Consider the following 24,802-nt stretch of genomic DNA (forward strand, 5'->3'; position numbering starts at 1 on the left):
AAAAACATAGCAGTTTACTTTATATTATACGTTAAAACTATCTTCTTCGGCCTCCTAACCCCAGCATTCCGAGAATAGCCTTTGCCCCTTCACGCATTAATGTACTGGTGAAAGTTTTTCCGGCCTTGCTCTGCAATACCTGTTCGAACATTCCCGGTTCTTCTTTTACCGGCCTGGTTTTTTGTGTTGGAGCAGCATTCTGGGCTGCCTGTTCCATTCTGCTGGTTAGCATTTCATACGCTGATTCTCTATCAATCGCCTCTTCATATTTGGCAACCATTGCTGATTTTGCGGTAAGCTCTGTAATCTCCGGTTCACTCAGGACATCCATTCTCGACTCCGGAGAGATAAGGTAAGTGTGAACAAGTGGTGTAGGAATTCCTTTTTCGTCCAAAGCTGTTACAAATGCTTCTCCAATCCCCATATTCTGGATCAGGCTGGATGCATTATAGTATTCTGTAGTAGGATAATTTTCTACTGCTTTGGAGATTTCTTTTTTATCTTTAGCCGTAAACCCTCTTAAGGCATGCTGTATCTTCAGCCCTAATTGAGAAAGTACACTTTCCGGAACATCACCCGGAATTTGGGTAATGAAATAAATCCCAACTCCTTTAGAACGGATCAGTTTCACCATTGTTTCAATTTGTGAAAGAAGGGCTTTTGATGCTTCATCAAAAAGAAGGTGAGCCTCGTCTATAAACAAGACCAGTTTGGGCCTGCCACTATCTCCTTCTTCCGGGAAAGTCATATAAATTTCTGCAAAAAGCGATAGCATGAAGGTCGAAAACAGTTGTGGTTTATTCTGAATATCTGCGACTCTCAAGATATTGACAACCCCTTTTCCATTGCGCGTTTCCAGTAAATCCTGCACATCGAAACTCAATTCTCCAAAAAAGTCTGCTGCTCCTTGCTGCTCCAGTGCAACAATAGATCTTAAGATAGCACCTAAAGAGGCCGATGCTATCGATCCATAATCAGCGGCAAGTTCAGCTTTTCCCTGTGCATTATCTGTAACATACTGTAAAACTTTCTTTAAATCCTTCAGGTCAATCAGCGGAAGTCCTTTATCATCACAATATTTAAAAACAATAGACATGATACTTTGCTGGGTATCATTAAGTTCCAGGATTTTACTTAATAAAACGGGGCCGAATTCTGTAACCGTTGCCCTTAATTTCACTCCTTTTCCACCGGAAATTGTCATTAGTTCCACCGGAAATCCTTGTGGATTGTAAGGAAGCTGTGTCTTAGCGTATCTTTCTTCAATAATCGAATTCATCTGACCAGCTTCTGCAATTCCTGAAAAATCACCTTTAATATCTAATACAAGAGACGGAATTCCCTGATGGGAAAGTTGTTCAGCAAACACCTGTAATGTTTTTGTTTTCCCCGTTCCTGTTGCGCCTGCAATAAGACCATGACGGTTGATTGTTTTCAAAGGAATGGTTACATTCACCTCAGGAACCACTTCTCCGTCCAGCATTCCTTTTCCTAATATAATATGTTCTCCCTTTGGAGTGTATCTCGCATTTAATTCTTCAATAAATTGTGCTTTGTCTGCCATCTGATCGTTTTTTAACTTATAAATATAGAAGTTTTTGTAAAATGTTTAATGATTAAAACAATATTATTATGATTAAATTTTGTTCTAAATTCATTAATTTATATATTTAATTTGGCGTTGACAGTAACAACATATATACCACACATGATTCCATTAAAAAAAAATCTATTTATTATTTTCTCCCTTTTGTACACTCTGTTTTTCACTCAAAACAGGAAGGAACCTGTAAAATTAGCCATAAAAGGAGATTTCACCCATATATCCACTTCAGTGATTTTCCCCTTACTTTGGTCAGGTTTTCAAAGAGAATCCATATACTCTTATGATATGCAGAATAAGCATGTCGCGGTGAGTTATGTGCAGGAAGAAGGAAAGAAAAACAAAACAGCACTTACCCTGTACGTATATCCTATAAAATCAATTGACAACCAACTTCTCAGAAGCGAATTTTCAACTTATGAATATGTGCTGAATCAGAATTCCAACAAAGGAGTCGATTTAAAACCATTATTTGGAAATATTTCTAATGACCGGGTAAAAGTAAATTATATTTACTCTGTATTTGACCATTCAATGGGTGAACGTGACTTTTTTAAAGGTGTAAAATACACTGATAAAAAATCTCTTATTTCTATTTATGAATGTGGAGGCTGGCGTTTTAAAATCAGAATATCAAGTGATCATATGACCGCGGATCAGCTAGCTGAGATGAAAAACAAAATAGAAAACTATTTCAGTATACTGGAAGTTGCTTCAAAAAAACCTCTTCCCATTGATCAGGCACCGGATATTATTCTATCACCCGTCATCAAAAGAGACACCATGATGATCCGCTCAACCATTGCGGCTGCAGAGGCTAAAAAAGAATGGCTAGGTACAAATTTAGAAAAAAAGGAACTCCTCGCCGGGTTCAATGATATGAAAATTGATTCGGAGGTGTATGCTATTGAAAAAATGATAGAGTTCTATAAAGCTCATGAAAAAGATTGGCCTATACATGAAGACACGAAAAAATATTTTAATGAAATGATCAGAATCGCTGATAGTGGCAAAATAAAAGATCATATCTATGCAAAGTATAACCGGTTGATCCAGTATGATGAAGGTGACGCCAGAAAAGATGACTATATCCAATTCAAAATTGATAACCATATTTCGGAAGATACTAATCAGATTTTCTACAAACTGTATTATCGTTTAGAATAATTGAAGATTCTATCAATTGAACATGATAAAAAACAGCATTTGGAAATTAACACTATGTAAGGCATTCTTTTTGCTGAAAAGACGAAGAACATTAAACAATTGTTTAACATAGTATTGAAAGAAACTATCAATGGCATTTAACATTTCATTTAGAATTCATCTAATACTTTGTATCTTTAACTCATTAAAAAAATACCCCAATGAAAATTGAACAAATATATACGGGCTGTCTGGCTCAGGGTGCCTATTATATTGTATCAGAGAATGAAGCTGTGATTATTGATCCGCTAAGAGAGGTAAAACCTTATCTTGATCGCTTGGAAAAAGACAACGTTACGTTAAAATATATTTTTGAAACTCATTTCCACGCTGATTTTGTTTCCGGACATCTGGATCTAAGCAAAAAAACAGGTGCACCTATTGTATACGGGCCTACTGCTGCCCCTGAATTTGAAGCCATTATAGCAGAGGACGACCAGATCTTTGAGATTGGGAAAATAAAAATCAAGGTAATGCACACGCCGGGTCATACGATGGAAAGCAGTACTTATCTTTTAATTGATGAAAACGGTATTGAAACCGCCATTTTCACAGGCGACACTTTATTTTTGGGAGATGTAGGCAGACCTGATCTGGCTCAGAAAGCAACCAATCTTACACAAGAAGATCTTGCAGGTATTCTGTATGACAGCCTTCAAAATAAAATTATGCCTTTAGATGACAGCATCACTGTTTATCCGGCTCACGGTGCAGGTTCTGCATGTGGAAAAAATATGCAGAAGGAAACTGTTGACATTTTAGGAAACCAAAAAAAGACTAACTACGCACTTAACCAGCCTGATAAAGAATCTTTTATCAAAGAAGTATTGGACGGACTGACTGCTCCTCCAAAGTATTTCGGAATGAATGTAGCATTGAATAAAGGCGGCTATGAAAGTCTGGATGTAGTAATGAACAAAGGACTACAGCCAGTTGCTGCAGAAGATTTCGAAGCATTGGCAGAAGAAATGGGAGCCTTGATTTTAGACACAAGAGCGGCTGCTGACTTTCATAAAGGTTTTGTACCCAACTCTATCAACATTGGATTAAAAGGAGATTTTGCACCATGGGTGGGAAATCTTATAGTAGATGTAAATCATCCTTTACTATTGGTTGCTGATGAAGGAACAGAAGAGGAAGTGATTACCAGACTAAGCAGAGTAGGATTTGATAATGTGGTTGGATATCTGAAAGGAAGTTTTGAAGCCTGGAAAAATACAGGTAAAGAAACGGATGAGATCAAAAGAATTTCTCCGGCTGAATTTGCAGAAGTATTTACAGAAGACAGCAAGGTAATTGATGTAAGAAAACTAACTGAATATTCTGCAGAACATATTAATAACGCTTATAATAAGCCATTAGATACTATCAGCGACTGGGCACGCACAATTGATGATTCGGAACATTTCTTCCTTCACTGTGCAGGCGGATACAGAAGCATGATTGCGGCAAGCATCCTTAATTCAAACGGAATCAGGAACTTCACTGAAATAGAAGGTGGTTTTAACGGTATCAAAAAAACAGAAAAATTTCCAACATCTGATTTTGTTTGCCAATCTAAAACATCATAGGATGAGGAAAATTCATTTTTTCGGTCTTATTCTGATTTTAACATGTATGGTAAGCGCCTGTAAATCATCTCATTTGGCAGATGTCCCAAAGGCGAATATCAGAGAAGTGGTAAACAGTTCAGAGGTGACCCTGATAGATGTCAGAATCCCGGAACAGTATGCTGCGGGAACTGCAAAAAATGCAATCAATATCCCTTTGGCAGAAATTCAGAATAATATTGAAACGCTTAAAGGCAAAAAGGTTGTCGTGTTCTGTAATAAAGGAATACAGGCAGACCAGGCTATGGATATTTTAAAGAAAAACAGTGTAGAGGCCTACGATGGCACCAGTTGGAAGAATGTAAAAGCCATTCAGGAAGAAACTGATAAAAAATAAATTAACAACCAAAAACTATGTCACAAAAATTTCAGGAAATTATCAATTCCGACAGACCGGTACTTATTGACTTTTTTGCTACCTGGTGTCAGCCTTGCAAAGTACAGTCTTCGGTTTTGAATACGGTAAAAGAAAACATCGGTGAAGGAGCCAGAATCATAAAGGTAGATGTGGATCAATATCCTGCAATAGCATCCCAGTATGGTGTACGTGGAGTCCCTACACTGGCGGTTTTCAAAAATGGAGAATTATTATGGAAGGAAAGCGGGGTACATGATGTGAATACATTAACCCAACTTTTGCAACAATATATGTAACATAAAATATAAGTAAGGCTGAAATTTAAACCTCAGCCTTATTTTTTATAATTGGATTGAAAAGTGGTCCCGGTCATTCAAAAACTGGAAGTGTTTTCTAAAATCTATCAGTTCATCCATATTCCATTCTGTGGATACAATATTTCCTTCTTTTTGAGAAATTTCTTTTCCGTCTGCGAAGAAGCAGTGGGAGCTTTCCTGATAAAACAGATTGTTTCCATCTGTTCCTATCCTGTTTAAACCAAATACAAAAGACAGGTTTTCTATAGCTCTTGCTTTTAAAAGATGCTCCCATGCTCCTACCCTTTTTTCCGGCCAGTTGGCAACATACAGCATGGCATCATAATCATCATTATTTCTGGCAAAGACCGGGAAACGAAGGTCATAGCATACCTGAAGCAGAATTCGTACTCCTTTATAATCTACAATTACTCTTTCATTTCCTGGAGTATACACTTTATCTTCCCCTGAAAAAGAAAACAGATGCCTTTTGTTATACCATGAAATATGACCATCCGGTTTTACAAAATACATCCTATTATAAAAACGACCATCCTCTTCTACCGGAGCACTTCCGGAAAATGCGGCATTCTTATCCTTTGCCATCCTTTTCAAAAACTCCAGGGATTCTTCATTACGGTCCGAAACTTCAGAAGCATCCATACAAAAACCTGTTGAAAACATTTCAGGAAGAAGAAAGAGATCTGCTTCAATATGCTGAAGTTCATGTTCTATAAGTTTAAAATTCTCTGATTTATTTTTCCAGATGATATCTAAATTGAGCCCTGCAACTTTCATCTTTTTATTGTTTTTTAAAATTATTTCAAATCTGATTTATAAAAATACGCCTTTTATATTGATCAAAAAAACTTACTTCCGGAATTATATTTCGGTGTAGCGAAGACTTTATTTTCAACATCTGAATTTCTTAACAAACTATTAAAGTCATGCGTTTTTCAGCTATAAAACTTCTTTCGGTTTCATTTTTGATACAGGTATTTTTTATTAATATCATTAAAAATTGGAAAATTTATGAAGAAATTGGTTTTTATGGTGATGATATTCTTTTTCGGAGCCATGGCAAATGCTCAGGCATGGAATGGAAAGGGAGATCAGAAAATTCAGCTGGGTCTAAGTGCCTGGGGATATGGAACTGGTATAACGGGAACTTATGATTACGGACTGAACAAACTCATCTCCGTAGGAGCCGGAATTAATGGTTATTTTGATAATTATAAGAATAATGATAAAGACAATCGTGTTTTTGTTTTTGGAAGACTAAATTTTCACTTACAGGATGCACTGAACCTTCCGGCGAAGTGGGATATCTATCCGGGAGTAGATATGGGAGTGGTAGGAAGCGACTTTGGAATAGGGGCCCACATAGGAGCACGCTACTTCTTTACTGAGAAAATAGGAGTCTTTGCAGAGGTTGGTAATAACGGCAGCCTTGGAGTTTCATTCAATTTATAATCAAATCGTCTTTAAATATGACAAAGCTTCTCGTTTCGGGAGGCTTTTTTATTTGGCATAGTTTTGATAATTGTTACCTTTGCAAATTAAAATCTAAAATTTATTAATGGAAATAGCAATCAAACTCTTTCAGTTCATTCTGAGCATCTCTATACTTGTGCTTCTTCATGAGCTTGGGCATTTTTTACCGGCAATATGGTTCAAAACCAGAGCGGAGAAGTTTTTCCTGTTTTTCGATCCTTATTTTTCTTTATTCTCAATGAAGAAAATCAACGGAAAATGGCAGTATAAATTCTTCTCACAGAATCTACCGGATTCTGAAGTAATAGAGGTTAACGGAAAGAAGGAAGAAGTTCCTATCGATATATCAAAACTTCCGGACAACGACTGGAGAAAACATCCTGAACAAACTAAATACGGAATTGGATGGCTTCCTTTTGGAGGTTATGTGAAAATTGCCGGAATGGTAGATGAAAGTATGGATACTGCTCAGATGAAAAAACCGGCAGAGCCATGGGAATTCAGATCCAAACCGGCTTGGCAGAGGCTTATCATTATGATGGGAGGGGTTACTGTAAACTTTTTCCTTGCGTGGTTAATCTACAGCTCCCTATCATTCTTCAATGGAGAAACGTATACGGACATCACCAAATTCAACAATGGAATTGAGGCGAGTGACGCAGGAAAGAAAATGGGCTTCCAAAACGGGGACAAAATCATCAATGTGGATGGGAAACCTGCAGAAAGATTAGAAAACACATCTATCAATATCCTTTTAGGAAATAATGTTACTGTACTGAGAAACGGGCAGGAAGTTACTTTCCCTGTAGAAGCAGATGGTGTAGCAGCTGTTCTTAAGCAGAAGGAAGCAAAGCTTTATATTACTCCCAGGATTCAGATGGTAATTGATTCCCTGGCAACACCTTCTTCTCAAGCTTCAGGCTTAGCTAAAGGAGACAAAGTTGTAGGAATCAACGGAAAAAAAGCAGTTTTCTTTGATGAAGTAAGTGCTCTTTTAGCTGAAAATAAAGGAAAAACAATTACTGTAGACGTTGAAAGAAATGGCGCTTTACAAACAGTATCTAATGTTTCTGTTGACAAAAATGGAAAATTAGGGGTAGCAATTGATACTAAAAGTATTGCCAAAAATATTGTAACCAATAAAAAATATTCTTTTGGAGAAGCTATTCCAAGAGGATTTACAAGAACTATTGAGGCATTAACTGCACAGGTAAAACAGTTTAAAATCATGTTCAACTCCAAAGTTCAGGGATATAAGAACGTGGGAGGCCCTATTGCTATTGTAAAGAATATGCCTGTTGATAAAAGTGCTGACGGAAGCTTTACCATTAACTGGGCTGCATTCTGGAGTTTTACAGCAATGTTCTCGATATGGTTGGCATTCCTAAACCTTATTCCTATTCCAGGCCTTGATGGAGGACATGTTTTATTTACGTTGTATGAAATTATTGTAGGGAAACCTGTTCCGCAAAAGGTATTGGAGAATGCACAGATGATTGGGGTTATCTTCCTGTTAGGCTTAATGTTACTAATCTTCGGAAGCGATATCTTCAAGATCTTTACAGGGAAATTATAATTTTTTTGAAAATTTTTCTAAAAAATATTTGTAGGGTATAAATATTCGTCCTATATTTGCACCACTTAAAACAAAGGACATTCCTCCTTAGCTCAGTTGGTTAGAGCATCTGACTGTTAATCAGAGGGTCGCTGGTTCGAGCCCAGCAGGAGGAGCAAAAAAGACTTACAGTAATGTAGGTCTTTTTTCATTTTATGACCTGTAACAAATCGTATTTTAATGCGCCAGGCTCAAAAGTTGGGAGAACATCTCAACTTGTTTAAATTTTAAAACTTTACGGAGTATTCATATTTCAAACGAGTCTTTTCTGACACAATCTTCCTGTCATCAAAATCAGATGTTCATTCTATTAACAGAATGATAAAGTATAAAGGGGTCACAAAAGCGCAGGTCCTTTTTAGGTTATCTCTCGCTCTAAATAAGTCAGAGAAAAATCTTTCTTATTTCTGAAAAATTTAGACATTTGTAGCTTATTATTAATCTACCATGACAAACCAGTTTCATAGTATGTCTTCGGGAAGGCATAAATACCCACTTATCTCATGAAAAAACTTTATATCTCATTATTAACTGCCTTTGCTATTATCCAAGCTTCAGCACAGGACAAATCATACTTTTTATCCAGCCCTTCACTAAGTCCTGATGGGAAAACTGCCTATTTCGCTTATGACGGAGACATCTGGAAAGCAGATTCCAACGGTGGAAATGCTTCAAGAATCACCGCTCTGGATGGAGAAGAGATTAATCCACGTGTCTCTCCCGACGGAAAATGGCTTGCATTCAGTTCTAATCAATATGGAAATTACGACGTCTATGTAATGCCTGCTGAAGGAGGAAATATTAAACAACTGACCTTTCATACAGGAAAAGATGAAATGGAAAACTGGGGATGGGATAGTAAAACCATCTATTTCACCTCAAACAGAAACAATAACTTCGGAAGCTTCAAAACTACGGTTGAAGGAAAAACTCCACAAAAGCTTTTTAATAATTACTTCAACAATACTAATGGCCTTGCAGAAACTCCGGCTGGAGAATTTCTCTTCACCAACTCCTCAGAAAGCGCCAATCAGGTACACCGTAAGCGCTACAAAGGTGAAAACAATCCTGATATTTTAGGATATAATCCAAAGAACGGCACTTTCAAACAATATACTAACTATGAAGGAAAAGATTTCAACCCTAGCGTAGATAAAAACGGGGCTATTTATTTCATTTCCGATGAGAATAATAATGAATACAATCTTTATAAAATCGAAAACGGTAAAAAGATACCTTTAACCCAATTTGACACTTCTATTAAAAAACCTTTTGTTTCGGCAAACGGGTCCAAAGTAATATTTGAAAAGGATTATCAACTCTATATTTACGACGTTGCCACAAAAGCGACGAAGGCTCTGAATATCAATTTAAATACTAATAAAACACTGGAAAAAGAACAGAACTTCGGAGTAGAAAATAATATTTCCTACTATGATGTCTCTCCGGATGGTAAAAAAATGGCGTTCATAAGCCGTGGTGTTTTGTTTGTTTCAGACATTGAAGGGAAGTTTACCCAGCAGGTTTCTGATGGAAAAGAACGTGCAATGGAGGTAAAATGGCAGAAAGATAACCGCACATTACTTTTTAGTCAGACCGATAAGGGGTATCAAAACTGGTTTAGCATTTCTGCAGACGGCAAAGATCCCTTAAAACAATTGACTCACGATTCGCGTAATAATCGTAACATAACACTTAATAGCGATCTTACAAAAGCCGTTTACTTAAGCGGAAGGGATGAAGTAAGATTAATGGATTTAAAAAGCTTCAGCTCCACAACCATTGTAAAAGACGAAATCTGGGCATTCCAAAACTCAACCCCTTCTTTCTCGCCGAACAACGAATATGTCTTATTCTCTGCAAAAAGAAACTTTGAGCTGGATATTTTCATTTATAATATCAAAAAGCAACAGACTATAAACCTTACGAATACCGGCGTTTCAGAGGAAGATCCTTTCTGGTCTCCCAATGGTAAATACATTTATTTCGCCAGCGACAGAACAAACCCGTCTTATCCTTTAGGTATGCAGAAGTCTAATATTTACCGCATGGCTCTGGACTGGTTTGATGAACCTTATAAGTCTGAAAAGTTCGACAAGCTTTTTACTGAAGAAAAAAAGGAAACTAAACCTTCAGAAAAAGAAAAAGATAATAAGGATAAAAAGGACAAAAAAGACAAAAAAGATACCGAAAATAAAGAAGAGAAAGACAAAAAGGATGAAAAAGAGAAAGAACCGGTTATAAAAGAATTAAAAGTAAATCCTGAAAATACTCTGGACAGAATTGAGCTGGTGACCGACCGATATGGATATCAGGATGATCCTTCGGTTTTTCTTGATGACAAAAAGGAGATCCTTTTCTTTAATTCTAATCAGGATAATGGAAAAAAACAGCTCTTTAAGAAAGTCTTCAGCGATTTTGAACCCGCCAAATCTGAAAAAGTATTTGATAAGGCAGCTTACTACATCACAAAAAGTGATAAGAATCTCTTTGCATTAGTAGAAGGCAATATTTATAAGATGACTCTGGCTGCCTTAAAGCCCGAGAAAGTAAGTATTCAGTATACTTTTGATAAGGATCTGGCCTCTGAATTTAATCAGATGTATGACGAAGCCTGGACTGGTGTTGATGAAAACTTCTACGATGAGAATTTCCATGGCATTAACTGGAAAGCAAAAAAAGAGCAGTATGCAAAATATCTACCCTACGTTCACAACAGAAATGATCTTCGAATTTTATTAAATGATCTTCTGGGTGAACTTAATTCTTCACACACCGGATTTTCCTCAACAGGAAAAGAAGAAACCAGATACCTGAACTACTTTACAAACGAAACCGGGATTGTCTTTAAAGAAGACCAGCCTTATACCGTAGAAAGTATTATTCGAAAATCTCCGGCTTTCCGTTCAGGTGTTGACATTAAACCTGGCGATCAGCTGGTTGCTGTAAACGGAAAAAACATTGATACTGCTGAAAATCGTGAAACCTATTTCACAAGTCCTAAAAAACAGGATGAGCTCACTCTTACCTTGAGCCGTAGCGGTAAGAATGTAACCACCAAAGTACATCCGGTTTCAAATACGGAATTAAAAACACTGCTTTACGACGACTGGATATTCAACAACCGCCAGCGTGTTAATAAGCTCAGCAACAACCGAATTGCTTATTCATACATGAAAAACATGTCTACCGATGAGCTGGATCGTTTCCTTCTGGATATGGTAGAACAGGAAAACAGAAAAGATGCTGTCATCCTTGATCTGCGCTACAATACTGGAGGAAATGTTCATGATAAAGTATTAAACTTCCTTTCCCAAAGACCTTATTTACAATGGAAATACCGTGAAGGGAAAATGACTATGCAGCCTAATTTTGCTCCTTCCGGAAAACCTATTGTTCTACTGATTAATGAAGGCTCATTAAGTGATGCTGAAATGACCGCAGCTGGGTTCAAAGCACTGAAACTGGGGAAAATTATTGGACAGGATACGTACAGATGGATTATCTTCACTTCAGGAAAAAGCCTCGTAGACGGTTCTTTTTACAGACTTCCTTCATGGGGAACTTATACTCTGGATGGGCAAAATCTGGAAAAAACAGGTGTAAAACCTGATATCTATGTTAAAAATACCTTCATAGACCGACAAAAGGACAACGATCCTCAACTGGAACGGGCTGTTCAGGAAATACTTAAAGATATAAAGAAATAAAAAAAACAAGACTTACAGGAATGTAGGTCTTGTTTTTTTTGATGATAACAGACTTACTCCATAACCTATTAAATCAAAAATTATATGATTGGTTTTTTTTGATGACTCAATTTTTTCGGGCTATTGAGAGTATTTCATCAAATATTTGTTCCTGTAAATCTTCATAGGAGAGAAAAATTTGTTAAATCTCAAGGTTACTTTAGAGGAACAACTTTTAGATTTTTGCCATTTTTTGAAATTTCCGGGAATCTGTTGAAAAAAAAATAAAATATTTCTTATTGAATTTCAATACTTTTAGTTAAAAATCATCCAGAATAGGCAAGAAAACTTGCGTCGAATGGATATTCATATTATATTTGCACCACTTAAAACAAAGGACATTCCTCCTTAGCTCAGTTGGTTAGAGCATCTGACTGTTAATCAGAGGGTCGCTGGTTCGAGCCCAGCAGGAGGAGCCAAAAAGACTTACAGCAATGTAGGTCTTTTTTTATGCCTAAAACTTTTACCCGATGAGCTGATGAAATAGGGTTTTTATGGATCAGGTGCAAAAGCTGGGGGCTAAGCAAAAAGTTTGGTTAATCTGAATAAAAAAAATGATCTGTCCTTCACCCCTCTGAGCTGCATCCTGAAGTTCTTGATTTTCGCGTTGAAAGGTTATTTATCAGAATTAATACATGGATTGTTATTACAAACTTTGTTATCCCACGAGATCTCATCAAAGTGGCTACCTTTAGCACTTTTATTCAAAACACTTTAAATACAAGTTAAAAGCCTCACAAAAAAGTATTTACTTAAAAAAAGATCACATTAATTTCTTCAGTAAAATTGAAAGAAAGAGAACAATTCTTTTATTTATAGTTTTTGTACCCAAAAGAACAGCTGAATACATAATAAATCTAAAGGGTTATCCTATTCATTAATTCACTGATTCTTTATACCTTAAGCCTAAAAATTTCCTATTTAATTTTAGTATACAGTATATTATTTTCGTTACATTTGCCGTTTTATATGTAAGAATAAAAATAATTTATTTTTTTACGTATTTTTTTAAATAAACTGCATACTTTTTGTTTATGCTAATTGCCTGAAGAAACGAATGATGTTAAATAATAATTCCAAAAAACACTATTTTTTATTTTTTCTCCTGATACTTGCCGGTTCAGCACATGCTCAAAACCGGGCCAGTGGTAAAATTGCAGATGAAAAAAGCAACAAAGAACTAAGTAAAGTTGATATTTTTATCAATGATAATAAAACTCCTTCTCTTACCACAACATCCGGCAGCTTCATGGTGCAGTCGGACAGCATCATTCATAAATTAAAATTTTCTAAAAAAAATTATACTTCAGAAACACTGGACATTACTCCAGAGACTGCTGACAATATTTTTGTACAGCTTTCCCAGGCCAAGGTAAGCAACATCGAAGAAATTGTTCTTCAAAGCGGAAAACCCAAGTACAAGAACAAAAAGGAAAACCCTGCTTATGCTATCATGCAGAAAGTATGGGCTCAGAAAAGAAATAACGGGTTAGAGAAATTTGACACCTATTCGTTTAAAGAATATGAGAAGACTCAATTTGATCTCAACAACCTGGACAGCGCATTCATGAAGAAAAAGATCTTCAACAAACTGGATTTTATTTTCAGTTATGCCGACTCTACTGCCAGTGGAAGATTAGGGCTTCCTATCTTCCTGAATGAAGCTGTTTATGAAAACTATGGTAGAAACAGACCTGATAAGGATAGTAAAAGAACTTTGATTGCTCAGAAAACTTCTGGTTTTCAAGATAATCAGGTAATAACTGTTTCAGCTAAAAACCTGTACCGGGATATCAATATTTATGATAATACCCTCAATTATTTCGATATTGGATTCCAGAGTCCGGTAGGAACTGATGGATTCAGTACTTATGACTACAGCCTGATGGACACTATAACCATCCGTGGCGAAAAGGCTTTCCAAATAAGATATCAGCCCAAGAGAAAAGATATCCTTGCATTTCAGGGAAATCTTTATATAGACACAGACACGTATGCTGTGTTGGGAGCCACCTTAAAATCAACACAGAAGATAAACGTCAATTTCGTCAACAGTGTTTATACACAGCTGGAATATGATAATCCTGATGACACTACTTTTCTTCCTAAAAAGCTTGTTACAGAATTTGAAATGAGCCCTTTCTCAAAAAAGAAAGGCGCCAAAAGTATTATAGCAAAAAGATCCGTAGACTACTCCGACTATCAGTTCAATAAACCTCTTGATCCAAAAGTATTTAAGCGGACTGAAGAGGAATATGAAGATAAATTTACAGATAAAGATGATGCGTATTGGACCAAAGCCAGACCTGACACGTTATCTAAAGCAGAACAGGGAGTCTATAATATGCTGGATCAGCTTCAGCAGACTCCTAAATTCAACCGAATGGTAAAACTGGTAGAAACTCTTGGGTCCCGTTATTATAACGCTTTTAAGGGAATTGATATTGGTCCTATTTTCTCCATTTACGGGAAAAATGAAGTTGAAGGAAACCGTATAAGACTTGGAGCGAGAACCTATTTTGGCTTAAATGACACCTGGAGGGCTCAGTTTTATACAGCCTATGGATTCAGAGACCACCAGGTAAAATACGGTGTTGATGCACGATATATGTTCAACAGGCTTAACCGTTTTATGGTCGGTGCCGGAACCAGCAGAGATATTATACAGCTTGGAGGACAGCTTACATCAGGTGATGGAGTTGCATCCCGTTCTTTATCTTCCAGTACTTTTTTTGCAAGAGGAGAAAATATTTCTTTAAGTTCTGTAAACCAAACAAATGTTTTTGCAGCGATTGAACCCTGGAAAAATTTTCAGATAAGAGTTGACGGAGTGATGCAAAGTATTAAATCTGCTATTCCTGAGAAATTCAACCTTATGTATTATCAGAATGGAAATTTAAGAAAAACAGTAAACGATTCTCATGTTACAATTAGTTTGATTGCAAAACCGGGAGCGAAATTTTCTCAAACGGGAATAGACCGCTATCAGGCAAGAAATCTGGCACCTACTATTGTTTTAAGATATACGAGAGGAATAGAAGGTCTATTCAATGCTGATTTCAATTATGACAAGCTGCAGTTTATGCTGTATAAACCTTTCTTAATTGGAAGTATGGGAAAAATGATTGTTAATTTTGAGGCTGGGAAAAACTTTAATACAGTTCCTTTAGCATTACAGAATATAATCCCGGCTAATCTTTCATATGGTTTAGTTCCGAATACATTTTCACAGCTTAATTATTATGAATTTGTTGCCGATGCCTATACGACTTTGCATCTGGAACATCATTTTAATGGTAAAATACTTTCTTACATTCCTTTGATCAAAAAACTGAAGCTTAGAGAAATTGCATTTATCAGAGGAGCATACGGAACCTTAAGTGATGCTTCTAAGGCCATCAATGTTGAAGGATTTAGATATTCCGCTCCAAGCGAGCATATTTATTATGAATACGGATTTGGTATTGAAAATATAGGAATTGGCAACCTTAGAATCTTCAGAGTAGATTTCAACTGGAGAGGAAATTATCTTGACAGACCCGATATTTCAAAATTCGGCGTTAAAGCAGGATTCCAGGTAGGTTTCTAAATAAGAAAAATATAAACAGAATCGGCGGCTTCTTCGAAGCCGCCGATTCTTATTTTAAAGCTTAAGATCTAGTACAGATTACTCTTCGAAAGACCATTATTAAAAACATGTACAAGGTTCCTCAACGTCCAGCAGGCAATGTATTTTCTGCCATGGGGTCAGCCTGCACCATTTATCACATGTTTTAGTGGGAGCTGGAGGACATTGTTCTCCACCACCATTAATGCTTTTTAGATTTTTCTTTGTTAGTTTTTTGAGATTTTTCATATTATTTAGTTTTGATTCTCGGCCTACTCTATATGCTTTTCGGCTTCCGCATAGGGTCTGTGATTGAGCAAATATAAAAATATTTCACGAATAAAGGAGTATAATTAGAATAGTCAGAATCCCTTAAAAATAAAAAAGCTGAACTCTATTTAAAGTTCAGCTCCTAATTATTATTTTTTGATCAGCTTAGTTGATTTCACATCCTTATCGGACTGCAGTAAGAGGTAATACACCCCTACCGGCAAATCCTTAATATTAACTGAGCCATTTTCCTGTAGTGACCCGGAAAGCACAACTTTTCCAACCTCATCTATAAGTTTATAGGTCTTAAATTTATTATTTTTAATATAAACATAGTCCGTAACCGGGTTAGGATACACCTCAATATCCTGTTGTTCAGATATCATATTCTGTACCCCAAGATTTGATGAACTGGCAAGCCAAATTACTGCATTCACCAAAAGAGGCCTGTGATTACCGTTTGCATCTCCTGTATAACCGTTATATAAAGTATCATTAGGATCACCCGTTCCGTCATCCGGCACAGAGCTATCCCCTAAAGCACATATTCTGCCACTTCCATAGGTTGCTGTAGCAAACATTACATTAGTACTTCCCGTATTAGATGAACCGGAAGTAAAAACCAGTCCCTGTACAGATGCGTTACTGCTTTTATCCAGAGTCATTGTTGCACCACTTGAAAATTTCATTTGCGTTGGAGTCCCCTGAGGACCAGACAAAATCATTGGGTTGACACTTATTGGCGCAAAATTAGATGTGGATGGAGATATACTATTCAAGTCAAAACTAATTCCGAATGGATTGGAAACCACCCCATTTGTTGTAAAAAAGTCATTCCAGATAGCAGGAGAATCCCAACCATCATTATTCCTATCACTTTGATTATGATCAGAAATGATAAAAAGTCCACCACCATTTGCTACAAAACTTAACAGCGCTGTTTTTTCTGAAGGAGTAAATTTAATATTAGGCTCATCTATGACAAAAACTTTGTAGTTGGACAAATCCTGTGGATTCGAAGAGCTTCCATACGTAATACTTCCGTTGTATGGTAACGTTTCTACACTATACCCCTGTTTAACAAGGTCTATTCCCCAATTACTCAATGCTCCCTGCCAATAGGTTTCCGGAGTCGCAGCAGTAATTGTACTTTGTGCAGGCGTTGGAAATCTTTGCGGATTAGATTCTGACCCTGTAGTGGCAACTCCTGTTGCATTAAAATAGAGATTATGCACATCAGCATCAATAACCCAGTCTGCATTTCCTGCTGACTCTGCCTTGGTGGCGTCAAAAAGTATTTTTATTTGTGCCTGCCAGCTTACAGAAGCCAACAGTCCTAACATTAGTATAATTTTACCCTTCATGTTCAAGTTATTTAAAATGGGGTACAAAATTAGAATACTTTGAAATGCATTGAACTGATAAAAATTAAAATTCAATTAAAATTTAAATAAATACCGCAGCCTCAGGGAAGCTACGGTATTACAAACTATTATCTATCTTTATTGATCATTAAACAGCCTTGCAAAATGTTCAGACCATTCTTATTTTCACATTACTTAATCAAGACATTCCGTACAAGGCTCAGAAAGTATACAGTGCGACTTCTGCCATGGGCTCCATCTGCACCACTCCTGACATGACTGGAACATAGAAGGACAACTTGCTGCTACTCCTCCACTGATTACTTTTAAACTTTTCTTGTTTAATTTTCTTAAATTTTTCATAGGTATTTATTTTAGTTTTTTGGCATCTGTAACCAATTGATTACTTAATTATAACAAATATATAAATATTTCACTATCAATAGAAAATTAATGCAGATATTTCACATTTAACAAATATTCACAAAAAAAAGCCTCAGCGGATGCTAAGGCTTTTTTTTTATAAAACGCTATTAACTATGCGTTTGGCTCTACAGATACAAAAGATCTGTTATTTGCTTTCTTTCTGAAAACTACATTACCGTCTACTAATGCGAACAAAGTGTGATCTTTACCGATTCCCACGTTATCACCTGGGTGGTGCTGAGTACCTCTTTGTCTAACAATAATATTTCCGGCAATTGCTGCTTGTCCTCCGAAAATCTTCACACCTAATCTTTTAGAGTGAGACTCTCTACCGTTCTTGGAACTACCAACTCCTTTCTTGTGTGCCATTTTATTTTAAGGTTTTTTGGTTTATAAATTATTCTGCGTCTTCAGCTTCAACTTTCTTAGTTGTTTTCTTAGCTGGTTTTTTAGCTTCATCAAATCCGGTAATACCAGTGATTTGAATCTGAGTTAAAGATTGTCTATGACCATTTTTTACTTTGTAACCTTTTCTTCTTTTCTTTTTGAAAACGATTACTTTATCAGCTTTTACGTGGTCTAAGATCTCTGCATCTACAGTGATACCGCTTACAGCTGGGGCGCCTACAGTGATTGAACCGTTTACAGTAAGAAGAACTTTATCGAAAGAAACTTTTCCTCCTTTATCTCCTTTTAAACGGTTTACAAACAACTTCTGGTCTTTCTCAACTTTGTATTGAAGCCCTGCTATTTCTACAATTGCAAACATTGTTTATAAAATTTTTAGTTATTTCGAGGTGCAAATATACAAATTAATTTCTAATTAACTTACAATCAAAGCAATGTTTTTTTTATTTCAATCCTATTCACTATGCTTTGAATAATTTTTAACAATAATGTATTCACACTTAAGAGATAATTTCATAACTTCGCTTTACCAAATTGAATTTTTATATGAAAAAAAACTTTAATCTCTGCTTATTAGCAGGTGCTATTGCTGTTACCACATTATCAGCATGTAGCGATGATAAAATGGACGAAACCGTTCAACCGCAGCAAGCAGCACTGAGTGCAAAAATTGAACAACCTGGAGCACTTGAAAAAGTTTGCTACTATGTAGACAACAATTGGAGCAACTCGGCAGTTTTGAAATCAGGACTTCAAAATTCTGCAGATACCAGTTTTATGAATGGTCAAATGACTAAAATTGCAAGTATGTGGGGGCGAAGTAATCCTGTATTACAGTATGTAGATGATCCTTCCAACTTCAATTCAACGTACAACGCTATTTCCTACGGCAACGGAAAAATTTATTACGGATATGCTATCTATTATGATGCTAAGTCAAAAGGAGGCGATATTGTAAATGCTATGATTCTTGCCCATGAATATGGACATCAGTTACAATACATTTTTGGACTGCCTTCCGTAAATGAAAACACAGCAAGACCAAACGAATTGGAAGCAGATGGTTTTGCAGGATACTATTTAAGAAGACCGAACGGTTACAACAAAACCAATTTTACAGAAATTGCTGCAGCATATGAATTTGCTCAAAGTATTGGAGATTACCAGACAAACAGCCCCGGCCACCACGGAACTCCGGCACAAAGGAGATCTGCTGTACGTTTAGGGTTCCTGTTGGGCCAATATGACCTGAACGCCGCAAATTTTGATTATAACTTCTTTTACTATTATCAGGGAGTTCTCAATGGAACTTATAAAATGGCTAAAAACACGGTAAATCCGGAGATTGATGCCTATATGAGCCAATATATTGATGAGCTTAGAAAAATTCAGTCCGGAGAAATTTCTGCGGAAGAATTCAAAAACCTGAAATAAAATTAAACATTCATTTTAATATATTTAAGAAAGGAGGTGGGCTTTATGTTCCGCCTCTTTTTATTTGTCTTGAAAAATAACAGAAGTTTATTTACTTTTGAGCCATATCCTATAATAATGAACAGAGATCTCTATATTGACTTTGCCAAAGGGCTGGCAACTTTATCTATTATATTCATTCATACAGCTTTCTGGTCCGGACAGTTTTATATTCCTGCGGAAGTACGAGTCTTTTCCCTCGTTTTTGATGTGGCCCTTTTCTATGCACTCAGCGGAATTACCTCAGGAGCCAATATTGAAAAGACATTTTACCGTTTATTAAAATTACAGATCACCTATATGATCTTTGTGACTTTTCTGTTCTTTATGGATTACTTCTTTAAAGTCTTTGGACTCACCTTCTTCTCCCAGGAATGGCTCCAGAGCTTCTATTCTACATTTGGGTCAAAGTATGCTACCACCAGCATTTCAGCTGTACCTCAATGGCAAAATCTCGGAAACTGGTATCTTCATCAGTATACCAATGCAGATACTTTCCCGGTTGTGATGGGAAGCTTCTGGTATCTTAAAGTTTATTTTATCCTCACCGTATTTGGAGTATTAATTTTAAAATTTTTCCCAAAACACATTAACTGGTTCATAGGTATATGTATTGCATTAACTCTGTTATTTAACATATTTCCGGAATATTATCCAACAGGGCAGGTGGGTTACGTAGCATTTTATCTCGCTGTCTTCTTAATCGGAAATAGAATGCGTGGCAAAAAGATCCCCAAAAAGATTATACCTCTTTTGTATGCTTTAGTTGCAGGAGCCCTATTATGGATGTTCTGGTATTATGGAAATGAGATCTTTTACAAAATCAATAAAAACAAATTTCCACCCAAAATCCCATATATCATCTGGACACAATTCTCTTTGGTAACTCTCTTTGTCCTTTATAACAGATTAAAGATTTCCAAAGACAATTTCATTACCTATATAGGTAAAAATGCTATTTTCTTTTATTTTGGACAGGGAATAAGTTCATCACTGGTTTATTTTCTGGTAGTTCCTTTAAAAGAAAATATGCCCTGGTGGTTTTTAATGATGATCATTTACAGTATTAATATTATACTGGCATTCATTATCTCTGCAGGGCTGAAAAAAGTAGATACACTGGGCTGGAATATTTTGGAATCCCTAAGAAGAAAGACCGCGGCTTAGGACTTTAGTGATCAAATTGAAATAAAGTCATATTTCTTATCTCAATTTGTTTAAATTTACAAAAAATTTACAACATGTTTAAGTTGAAACTTCCTACCGATCCAAGGTGGGCAAATATTGCAGAAGGAAACATTCAGGAAATTTTAACTGATCATGCCTGGTGCGAGCAAAAAGCAGCTACCAATGCAATCAGTCTTATTATTATGCTTTCAGAATATCCGGATATTGTTACCGAACTTCTTGCGATTGCTCAGGAAGAACTGGATCATTTTAACCAGGTGCATGAGATTATAAAGAAAAGAGGCTACACTTTTGGGAAAGCCCGAAAAGACGATTACGTCAATGAGCTTGCTAAATTTGTAGTACAGGGTACCCGCGAAAAACTAATCGTTGACAAATTACTTTTTGCCGCTATGATTGAAGCAAGAAGCTGTGAGAGATTTAAAGTTCTTACAGAAAACATCAAAGATGAAGAGCTTAAAGTTTTCTACAGAGAGCTTATGATTTCAGAGGCCAATCATTACACTACTTTCATTGGCCTTGCAAGACAGCTTGGAGAGCCGGAAGCAGTGAATAAGAGATGGGAAGAATGGCTGGAATATGAAGCCAGCATCATTAAATCCTACGGAAACAAAGAAACCATTCACGGTTAAAATATAAACTTTAAAGAATATACATTGAAGAAGCCGAGCTTTGAAAATATCGCCAATTTTTTCCTTAAAAACTTTTTTCAGGGATTGGTCATTATTGGGCCTATCGGGCTTACCATTTTTGTGATCTGGTATATTGTAAGTGCTATTGATAATCTTATCCCTTCGCTTGCACAACAGATTCCTGGGCTTGTTTTTGTTTCAATTATATTATTTACAGCTATTCTGGGATTTCTTGGAAATAAATTTGTGGTGGGCCGATTCTTTTTCGATACCATGGATAGTTTACTGGAAAAAACTCCCGGAGTAAAACATATCTACACTCCTACCAAAGACGTTATGTCTTCCTTTGTAGGTGATAAGAAAAAATTCAACGATCCTGTATGGGTAAAAACCAATGAAAATCCGGAAATCTGGAGAATTGGCTTTTTAACTCAAAAAGAAATGTCGGACGTTGACAAACATAATTACGTTGCGGTATACCTTCCCCATTCTTATGCAATATCGGGTTGGGTAATTGTTACTGAAGAAAAAAACATCAAACCTGTAGTGGGAATGACAGCTGCTTCTGCTATGAAATTTGCAGTAAGTGGTGGTGTGGCAGGATTTCATTCTGACGAAAACATATTTAAGGCACCGGAGTAATCCCATACTCTTTCCTGAATATACTTTGATGAATTTGAAAAATTATTTTCAAACTAATTTTCTTTACAAAAAACAATTTAAAACATATTCTAACTCATGAAATTACCGTACGCGGAACCTTTCCGCATCAAAATGGTGGAAGAAATCTACCAATCAACAAGAGAAGAAAGAGAACAGTGGCTTAAAGATGCTAATTATAACCTCTTCAATTTAAAATCCTCACAGGTATATATCGACCTGCTTACAGATTCCGGAACCGGAGCGATGTCTGACAGACAATGGGGTGCTTTGATGACAGGAGACGAAAGCTACGCAGGATCCCGTTCTTTCGAACAATTACAGAAAACGGTAGAAAGAATTACCGGCTTCAAATATTTATTACCAACCCACCAGGGAAGAGCCGCTGAAAATGTTCTTTTTTCGGTATTGGTAAAAGAAGGTGACGTAGTTCCCGGTAACTCTCACTTTGATACTACAAAAGGGCATATTGAATTCAGAAAAGCTCATGCAATTGACTGTACAATAGATGAAGCTTTTGATATTAATGACCTTCACCCTTTCAAAGGAAATATCAACCTTGAAAAACTGGAAGAAATTTACAAAAGCCACCCTAAAGAAAGCATTCCTTTCTGTCTGATTACAATTACCTGTAATTCTTCCGGAGGCCAGCCCGTTTCTTTGGAAAATATGAAAGCAGTAAAAGTTCTTTCAGACCAATACGGAATCCCTGTATTCTTTGATTCTGCAAGGTTTGCAGAAAATGCTTACTTTATCAAAAAAAGAGAAGCAGGACAAGAGAACAGAAGCATTAAAGAGATCTGTAAAGAAATTTTTTCATACGGAGATGGAATGACTATGAGTTCCAAAAAAGATGGCCTGGTAAACATCGGTGGATTTATTGCTTTAAATAATGAAGAAGTTTTCAGAAAAGCTTCCAATTTCACTATTATCTACGAAGGATTCATCACTTACGGAGGAATGGCAGGAAGAGATATGGCGGCATTAGCTGTAGGTCTTGATGAAGCGACTGAGTTTGCTTACCTGGAAAGCAGAATCTCTCAGGTTGAATACCTTGGAAACAAGCTGATCGAATATGGAATTCCGGTTCAAAAACCTATCGGAGGACACGCTGTTTTCATTGACTCTTTAAATTTCCTTCCAAATGTTTCCCGTGAAGAGTATCCGGCTCAGACGTTAGGACTTGAAATTTATAAAGAAGCAGGTATAAGAACCGTAGAAATCGGAACTTTACTGGCTGACAGAGACCCTGAGACAAGAAAAAACCGTTACCCAAAGCTTGAGTTAGTGCGTCTGGCCATCCCTAGGAGAACGTATACGAATAACCATATGGATTATATTGCAGCAGCCATCAAGAACGTTTATGAAAGACGTGAAGAGGTATCAAAAGGCTATAAAATAACATGGGAACCTGAAATATTAAGACATTTTACAGTTCAGCTTGAAAAAGCCTAAGCATAAAACCGGAAGCTTTTTCCGGTTTTTTTATTTTTACGCTCACCCTATTCTAGTGATCAGATATAAATGTGCAACTGTTTATACTGAGGCATATTAACTTCGATCTAGAATTAAACTCCACCCATTTTACAAAAACAGACCCCCTATACTAAATACGAATTATTATGCAGTATGCTGATGATGCAAAATCAAACTAATTTATTTTTTTTAAAGTGACTGTTTTTAATTTAATTTTGCAACGATCCAATGAAAGAGATCTTAAAAAAATTTAAACACCAACCTGAAAATCCATTATTCCGAAAATGAACAAAATTGCTGTCGTGGGCGCTGGTATTTCCGGCTTAAGCATGGCGAATTACTTAGAAAAAAATCAGATTGATTACCACATTTATGAAAGAAGGAAAAAAGATGACCTCGCAGCAGGTCATGGCTTTCTTATTCCTCAGGAAGGAATGGAGTATCTTTCTCAGATTATTGACTGCTCACAGCTCTTGGAACATGGAAGTTTTCTGAAAAAATATATACAATACTCCCATACAGGAAAAATGCTGGCAGAAAAGGAGCTTGAAAATGTATTTGCCATCTCCAGACATTCGCTGATTAATCTCCTGGCTCAGAATATTTCTCCTGAGAAAATATCTTATGAAGAATGTGTAACCCCCTGCAAGACTGAAAAAGGAAGATTTAAAAGCTCTGACGGGATTTATATTGATACTGATATTGCCATTATTTCAGATGGTTCGAAAAGCCGTATCAGAAGGGATCTCTTTAAAGATGAAAAAATGAGACAGGTACGAGAGAGTGAAGCTGTAAATATTATTCACAATAAAGAAATTGCTGATTCCATTGAAAATGATTTTATAAAATTTCACCATGAAGAAGGCGGCCTTACTTTTGGAATTCTTAAGCTTTCTCATGACACCATTCTTTGGTACTCGCAGTTTGACAATGAAAAATACAAAATCAATGAATACTCATCTGAAGAATTAAAAAAATATATGCTTGATATTTTTGCAGAATGGCATCCTTTGGTTTCATCCATTATACAGAAATCAAACTATGATAGTGTACATTTATGGTGTGTTTATGAGCTGGAAAAACTGAATCCTTTTTATAAGGATAATGTTGTTTTTATAGGAGATTCTGCGCACCCTCTTATACCATTTACCAGCCAGGGAGTAACCTCAGCTTTAAAGGACTCTTCTATTCTGACTAAATATTTAGTTGAAGAAGATAATACCACAACAGCCTTCCGTAAATATGAAGCTGAGAGAAAACCGGAAATAGAGGTGCACATTCATAATGGCAGAGCGCTATTGAGTCAGTTTCTGCTCTCTCTTGATCAACAATCATCAAATATTTTACCCATATCTTATAAATAAAAA

20 protein-coding genes, 2 tRNA genes and 2 pseudogenes are annotated in these 24,802 nt (G+C 36.3%); 16 read left to right on the forward strand and 8 right to left on the reverse strand.

Features of this window, described 5'->3' with window-relative positions:
- Nucleotides 1–37 precede the first annotated feature (37 nt).
- Nucleotides 38–1,564, reverse strand: a complete 1,527-nt coding sequence (locus tag AC27VX_RS11620) for a helicase HerA-like domain-containing protein (RefSeq protein WP_488695684.1) — start codon at nucleotides 1,562–1,564, stop codon at nucleotides 38–40.
- A gap of 144 nt (nucleotides 1,565–1,708) precedes the next feature.
- On the opposite strand from AC27VX_RS11620, the gene AC27VX_RS11625 reads away from it, so the two are divergent.
- The 4 genes from AC27VX_RS11625 to AC27VX_RS11640 all read left to right on the forward strand — a co-directional run bounded on the left by AC27VX_RS11625 (nucleotide 1,709) and on the right by AC27VX_RS11640 (nucleotide 5,073).
- The gene (locus AC27VX_RS11625) at nucleotides 1,709–2,770 is read left to right on the forward strand and encodes a hypothetical protein (RefSeq protein ID WP_488695686.1); all 1,062 of its coding nucleotides are present in this window, start codon (nucleotides 1,709–1,711) and stop codon (nucleotides 2,768–2,770) included.
- Between the two features lie 200 nt (nucleotides 2,771–2,970).
- Nucleotides 2,971–4,380 carry an MBL fold metallo-hydrolase gene (locus AC27VX_RS11630; RefSeq protein ID WP_236856523.1) on the forward strand — a complete coding sequence of 470 codons (1,410 nt, stop codon included), beginning with the start codon at nucleotides 2,971–2,973 and terminating at the stop codon, nucleotides 4,378–4,380.
- Between the two features lies 1 nt (nucleotide 4,381).
- Nucleotides 4,382–4,756 carry a rhodanese-like domain-containing protein gene (locus AC27VX_RS11635; protein ID WP_488695688.1) on the forward strand — a complete coding sequence of 125 codons (375 nt, stop codon included), beginning with the start codon at nucleotides 4,382–4,384 and terminating at the stop codon, nucleotides 4,754–4,756.
- A gap of 17 nt (nucleotides 4,757–4,773) precedes the next feature.
- Complete coding sequence (locus AC27VX_RS11640) at nucleotides 4,774–5,073, forward strand: thioredoxin family protein (protein WP_236856525.1); 300 nt, start codon at nucleotides 4,774–4,776, stop codon at nucleotides 5,071–5,073.
- A 45-nt stretch (nucleotides 5,074–5,118) separates the two neighbouring features.
- Here AC27VX_RS11640 and AC27VX_RS11645 read toward each other — a convergent pair whose 3' ends face one another.
- Nucleotides 5,119–5,871 (reverse strand): nitrilase-related carbon-nitrogen hydrolase, encoded by a 753-nt coding sequence (locus tag AC27VX_RS11645; RefSeq protein ID WP_236856526.1) that lies wholly within the window; start codon nucleotides 5,869–5,871, stop codon nucleotides 5,119–5,121.
- Between the two features lie 234 nt (nucleotides 5,872–6,105).
- On the opposite strand from AC27VX_RS11645, the gene AC27VX_RS11650 reads away from it, so the two are divergent.
- The 5 genes from AC27VX_RS11650 to AC27VX_RS11670 all read left to right on the forward strand — a co-directional run bounded on the left by AC27VX_RS11650 (nucleotide 6,106) and on the right by AC27VX_RS11670 (nucleotide 12,350).
- Entirely contained in the window at nucleotides 6,106–6,546 is a 441-nt protein-coding gene (locus tag AC27VX_RS11650; RefSeq protein ID WP_488695691.1) for a DUF6646 family protein, read from the forward strand.
- A gap of 106 nt (nucleotides 6,547–6,652) precedes the next feature.
- Nucleotides 6,653–8,143 carry an RIP metalloprotease RseP gene (gene rseP, locus AC27VX_RS11655; RefSeq protein WP_236856528.1) on the forward strand — a complete coding sequence of 497 codons (1,491 nt, stop codon included), beginning with the start codon at nucleotides 6,653–6,655 and terminating at the stop codon, nucleotides 8,141–8,143.
- A gap of 81 nt (nucleotides 8,144–8,224) precedes the next feature.
- Nucleotides 8,225–8,298, forward strand: a tRNA-Asn gene (locus tag AC27VX_RS11660).
- 387 nt (nucleotides 8,299–8,685) lie between these two features.
- Complete coding sequence (locus AC27VX_RS11665) at nucleotides 8,686–11,892, forward strand: S41 family peptidase (RefSeq protein WP_488695693.1); 3,207 nt, start codon at nucleotides 8,686–8,688, stop codon at nucleotides 11,890–11,892.
- A gap of 381 nt (nucleotides 11,893–12,273) precedes the next feature.
- Nucleotides 12,274–12,350: transfer RNA gene (locus AC27VX_RS11670), tRNA-Asn, on the forward strand.
- 100 nt (nucleotides 12,351–12,450) lie between these two features.
- On the opposite strand, the pseudogene AC27VX_RS11675 reads toward AC27VX_RS11670, so the two are convergent.
- Nucleotides 12,451–12,543 (reverse strand): annotated as a pseudogene (locus tag AC27VX_RS11675) (transposase); the annotation flags it as partial.
- A gap of 445 nt (nucleotides 12,544–12,988) precedes the next feature.
- Between AC27VX_RS11675 and AC27VX_RS11680 the strand changes: the two are divergent.
- Nucleotides 12,989–15,520, forward strand: coding sequence for a DUF5686 family protein (locus AC27VX_RS11680; RefSeq protein WP_300687733.1), 2,532 nt, complete (start codon nucleotides 12,989–12,991; stop codon nucleotides 15,518–15,520).
- Between the two features lie 99 nt (nucleotides 15,521–15,619).
- Here AC27VX_RS11680 and AC27VX_RS11685 read toward each other — a convergent pair whose 3' ends face one another.
- From AC27VX_RS11685 to rplU, 5 genes and pseudogenes are all read right to left on the reverse strand, one after another.
- Entirely contained in the window at nucleotides 15,620–15,787 is a 168-nt protein-coding gene (locus tag AC27VX_RS11685; protein WP_410680551.1) for a bacteriocin-like protein, read from the reverse strand.
- Nucleotides 15,788–15,957: 170 nt separating this feature from the next.
- A complete protein-coding gene (locus AC27VX_RS11690) occupies nucleotides 15,958–17,151 on the reverse strand; it encodes a T9SS type A sorting domain-containing protein (protein ID WP_488695696.1) in 1,194 nt (397 codons plus the stop codon).
- Between the two features lie 216 nt (nucleotides 17,152–17,367).
- A complete protein-coding gene (locus AC27VX_RS11695) occupies nucleotides 17,368–17,535 on the reverse strand; it encodes a hypothetical protein (protein ID WP_236856532.1) in 168 nt (55 codons plus the stop codon).
- 174 nt (nucleotides 17,536–17,709) lie between these two features.
- A complete protein-coding gene (gene rpmA / locus AC27VX_RS11700) occupies nucleotides 17,710–17,967 on the reverse strand; it encodes a 50S ribosomal protein L27 (protein WP_236856533.1) in 258 nt (85 codons plus the stop codon).
- A 40-nt stretch (nucleotides 17,968–18,007) separates the two neighbouring features.
- Nucleotides 18,008–18,367 (reverse strand): annotated as a pseudogene (gene rplU, locus AC27VX_RS11705) (50S ribosomal protein L21); the annotation flags it as partial.
- A gap of 185 nt (nucleotides 18,368–18,552) precedes the next feature.
- Between rplU and AC27VX_RS11710 the strand changes: the two are divergent.
- The 6 genes from AC27VX_RS11710 to AC27VX_RS11735 all read left to right on the forward strand — a co-directional run bounded on the left by AC27VX_RS11710 (nucleotide 18,553) and on the right by AC27VX_RS11735 (nucleotide 24,799).
- Nucleotides 18,553–19,440 carry a neutral zinc metallopeptidase gene (locus tag AC27VX_RS11710; RefSeq protein WP_300686157.1) on the forward strand — a complete coding sequence of 296 codons (888 nt, stop codon included), beginning with the start codon at nucleotides 18,553–18,555 and terminating at the stop codon, nucleotides 19,438–19,440.
- 117 nt (nucleotides 19,441–19,557) lie between these two features.
- Complete coding sequence (locus AC27VX_RS11715) at nucleotides 19,558–20,646, forward strand: acyltransferase family protein (protein ID WP_488695699.1); 1,089 nt, start codon at nucleotides 19,558–19,560, stop codon at nucleotides 20,644–20,646.
- Nucleotides 20,647–20,720: 74 nt separating this feature from the next.
- Complete coding sequence (locus AC27VX_RS11720) at nucleotides 20,721–21,299, forward strand: MiaE family protein (RefSeq protein ID WP_236856537.1); 579 nt, start codon at nucleotides 20,721–20,723, stop codon at nucleotides 21,297–21,299.
- 24 nt (nucleotides 21,300–21,323) lie between these two features.
- Nucleotides 21,324–21,941, forward strand: a complete 618-nt coding sequence (locus AC27VX_RS11725) for a DUF502 domain-containing protein (RefSeq protein WP_300686152.1) — start codon at nucleotides 21,324–21,326, stop codon at nucleotides 21,939–21,941.
- Between the two features lie 96 nt (nucleotides 21,942–22,037).
- Nucleotides 22,038–23,414 (forward strand): tryptophanase TnaA, encoded by a 1,377-nt coding sequence (gene tnaA, locus AC27VX_RS11730; protein ID WP_488695701.1) that lies wholly within the window; start codon nucleotides 22,038–22,040, stop codon nucleotides 23,412–23,414.
- 305 nt (nucleotides 23,415–23,719) lie between these two features.
- On the forward strand, nucleotides 23,720–24,799 hold the full coding sequence (locus tag AC27VX_RS11735; RefSeq protein WP_300686150.1) for an FAD-dependent monooxygenase: 1,080 nt from the start codon (nucleotides 23,720–23,722) through the stop codon (nucleotides 24,797–24,799).
- Nucleotides 24,800–24,802 lie beyond the last annotated feature (3 nt).

Source organism: Chryseobacterium sp. 14P4.3.2 (genome assembly GCF_057799275.1).

What these genes read in the sequence shown, in the direction of transcription:
- AC27VX_RS11685 (WP_410680551.1), bottom strand. Translation starts at nt 15,787, where the DNA reads ATGAAAAATCTCAAAAAACTAACAAAGAAAAATCTAAAAAGCATTAAT.
- AC27VX_RS11665 (WP_488695693.1), top strand. Translation starts at nt 8,686, where the DNA reads ATGAAAAAACTTTATATCTCATTATTAACTGCCTTTGCTATTATCCAA.
- AC27VX_RS11720 (WP_236856537.1), top strand. Translation starts at nt 20,721, where the DNA reads ATGTTTAAGTTGAAACTTCCTACCGATCCAAGGTGGGCAAATATTGCA.
- AC27VX_RS11645 (WP_236856526.1), bottom strand. Translation starts at nt 5,871, where the DNA reads ATGAAAGTTGCAGGGCTCAATTTAGATATCATCTGGAAAAATAAATCA.
- AC27VX_RS11630 (WP_236856523.1), top strand. Translation starts at nt 2,971, where the DNA reads ATGAAAATTGAACAAATATATACGGGCTGTCTGGCTCAGGGTGCCTAT.
- AC27VX_RS11620 (WP_488695684.1), bottom strand. Translation starts at nt 1,564, where the DNA reads ATGGCAGACAAAGCACAATTTATTGAAGAATTAAATGCGAGATACACT.
- AC27VX_RS11635 (WP_488695688.1), top strand. Translation starts at nt 4,382, where the DNA reads ATGAGGAAAATTCATTTTTTCGGTCTTATTCTGATTTTAACATGTATG.
- AC27VX_RS11710 (WP_300686157.1), top strand. Translation starts at nt 18,553, where the DNA reads ATGAAAAAAAACTTTAATCTCTGCTTATTAGCAGGTGCTATTGCTGTT.
- AC27VX_RS11690 (WP_488695696.1), bottom strand. Translation starts at nt 17,151, where the DNA reads ATGTTAGGACTGTTGGCTTCTGTAAGCTGGCAGGCACAAATAAAAATA.
- AC27VX_RS11650 (WP_488695691.1), top strand. Translation starts at nt 6,106, where the DNA reads ATGAAGAAATTGGTTTTTATGGTGATGATATTCTTTTTCGGAGCCATG.
- AC27VX_RS11680 (WP_300687733.1), top strand. Translation starts at nt 12,989, where the DNA reads ATGATGTTAAATAATAATTCCAAAAAACACTATTTTTTATTTTTTCTC.
- AC27VX_RS11695 (WP_236856532.1), bottom strand. Translation starts at nt 17,535, where the DNA reads ATGAAAAATTTAAGAAAATTAAACAAGAAAAGTTTAAAAGTAATCAGT.
- AC27VX_RS11640 (WP_236856525.1), top strand. Translation starts at nt 4,774, where the DNA reads ATGTCACAAAAATTTCAGGAAATTATCAATTCCGACAGACCGGTACTT.
- rpmA (WP_236856533.1), bottom strand. Translation starts at nt 17,967, where the DNA reads ATGGCACACAAGAAAGGAGTTGGTAGTTCCAAGAACGGTAGAGAGTCT.
- tnaA (WP_488695701.1), top strand. Translation starts at nt 22,038, where the DNA reads ATGAAATTACCGTACGCGGAACCTTTCCGCATCAAAATGGTGGAAGAA.
- AC27VX_RS11735 (WP_300686150.1), top strand. Translation starts at nt 23,720, where the DNA reads ATGAACAAAATTGCTGTCGTGGGCGCTGGTATTTCCGGCTTAAGCATG.
- AC27VX_RS11715 (WP_488695699.1), top strand. Translation starts at nt 19,558, where the DNA reads ATGAACAGAGATCTCTATATTGACTTTGCCAAAGGGCTGGCAACTTTA.
- AC27VX_RS11625 (WP_488695686.1), top strand. Translation starts at nt 1,709, where the DNA reads ATGATTCCATTAAAAAAAAATCTATTTATTATTTTCTCCCTTTTGTAC.
- rseP (WP_236856528.1), top strand. Translation starts at nt 6,653, where the DNA reads ATGGAAATAGCAATCAAACTCTTTCAGTTCATTCTGAGCATCTCTATA.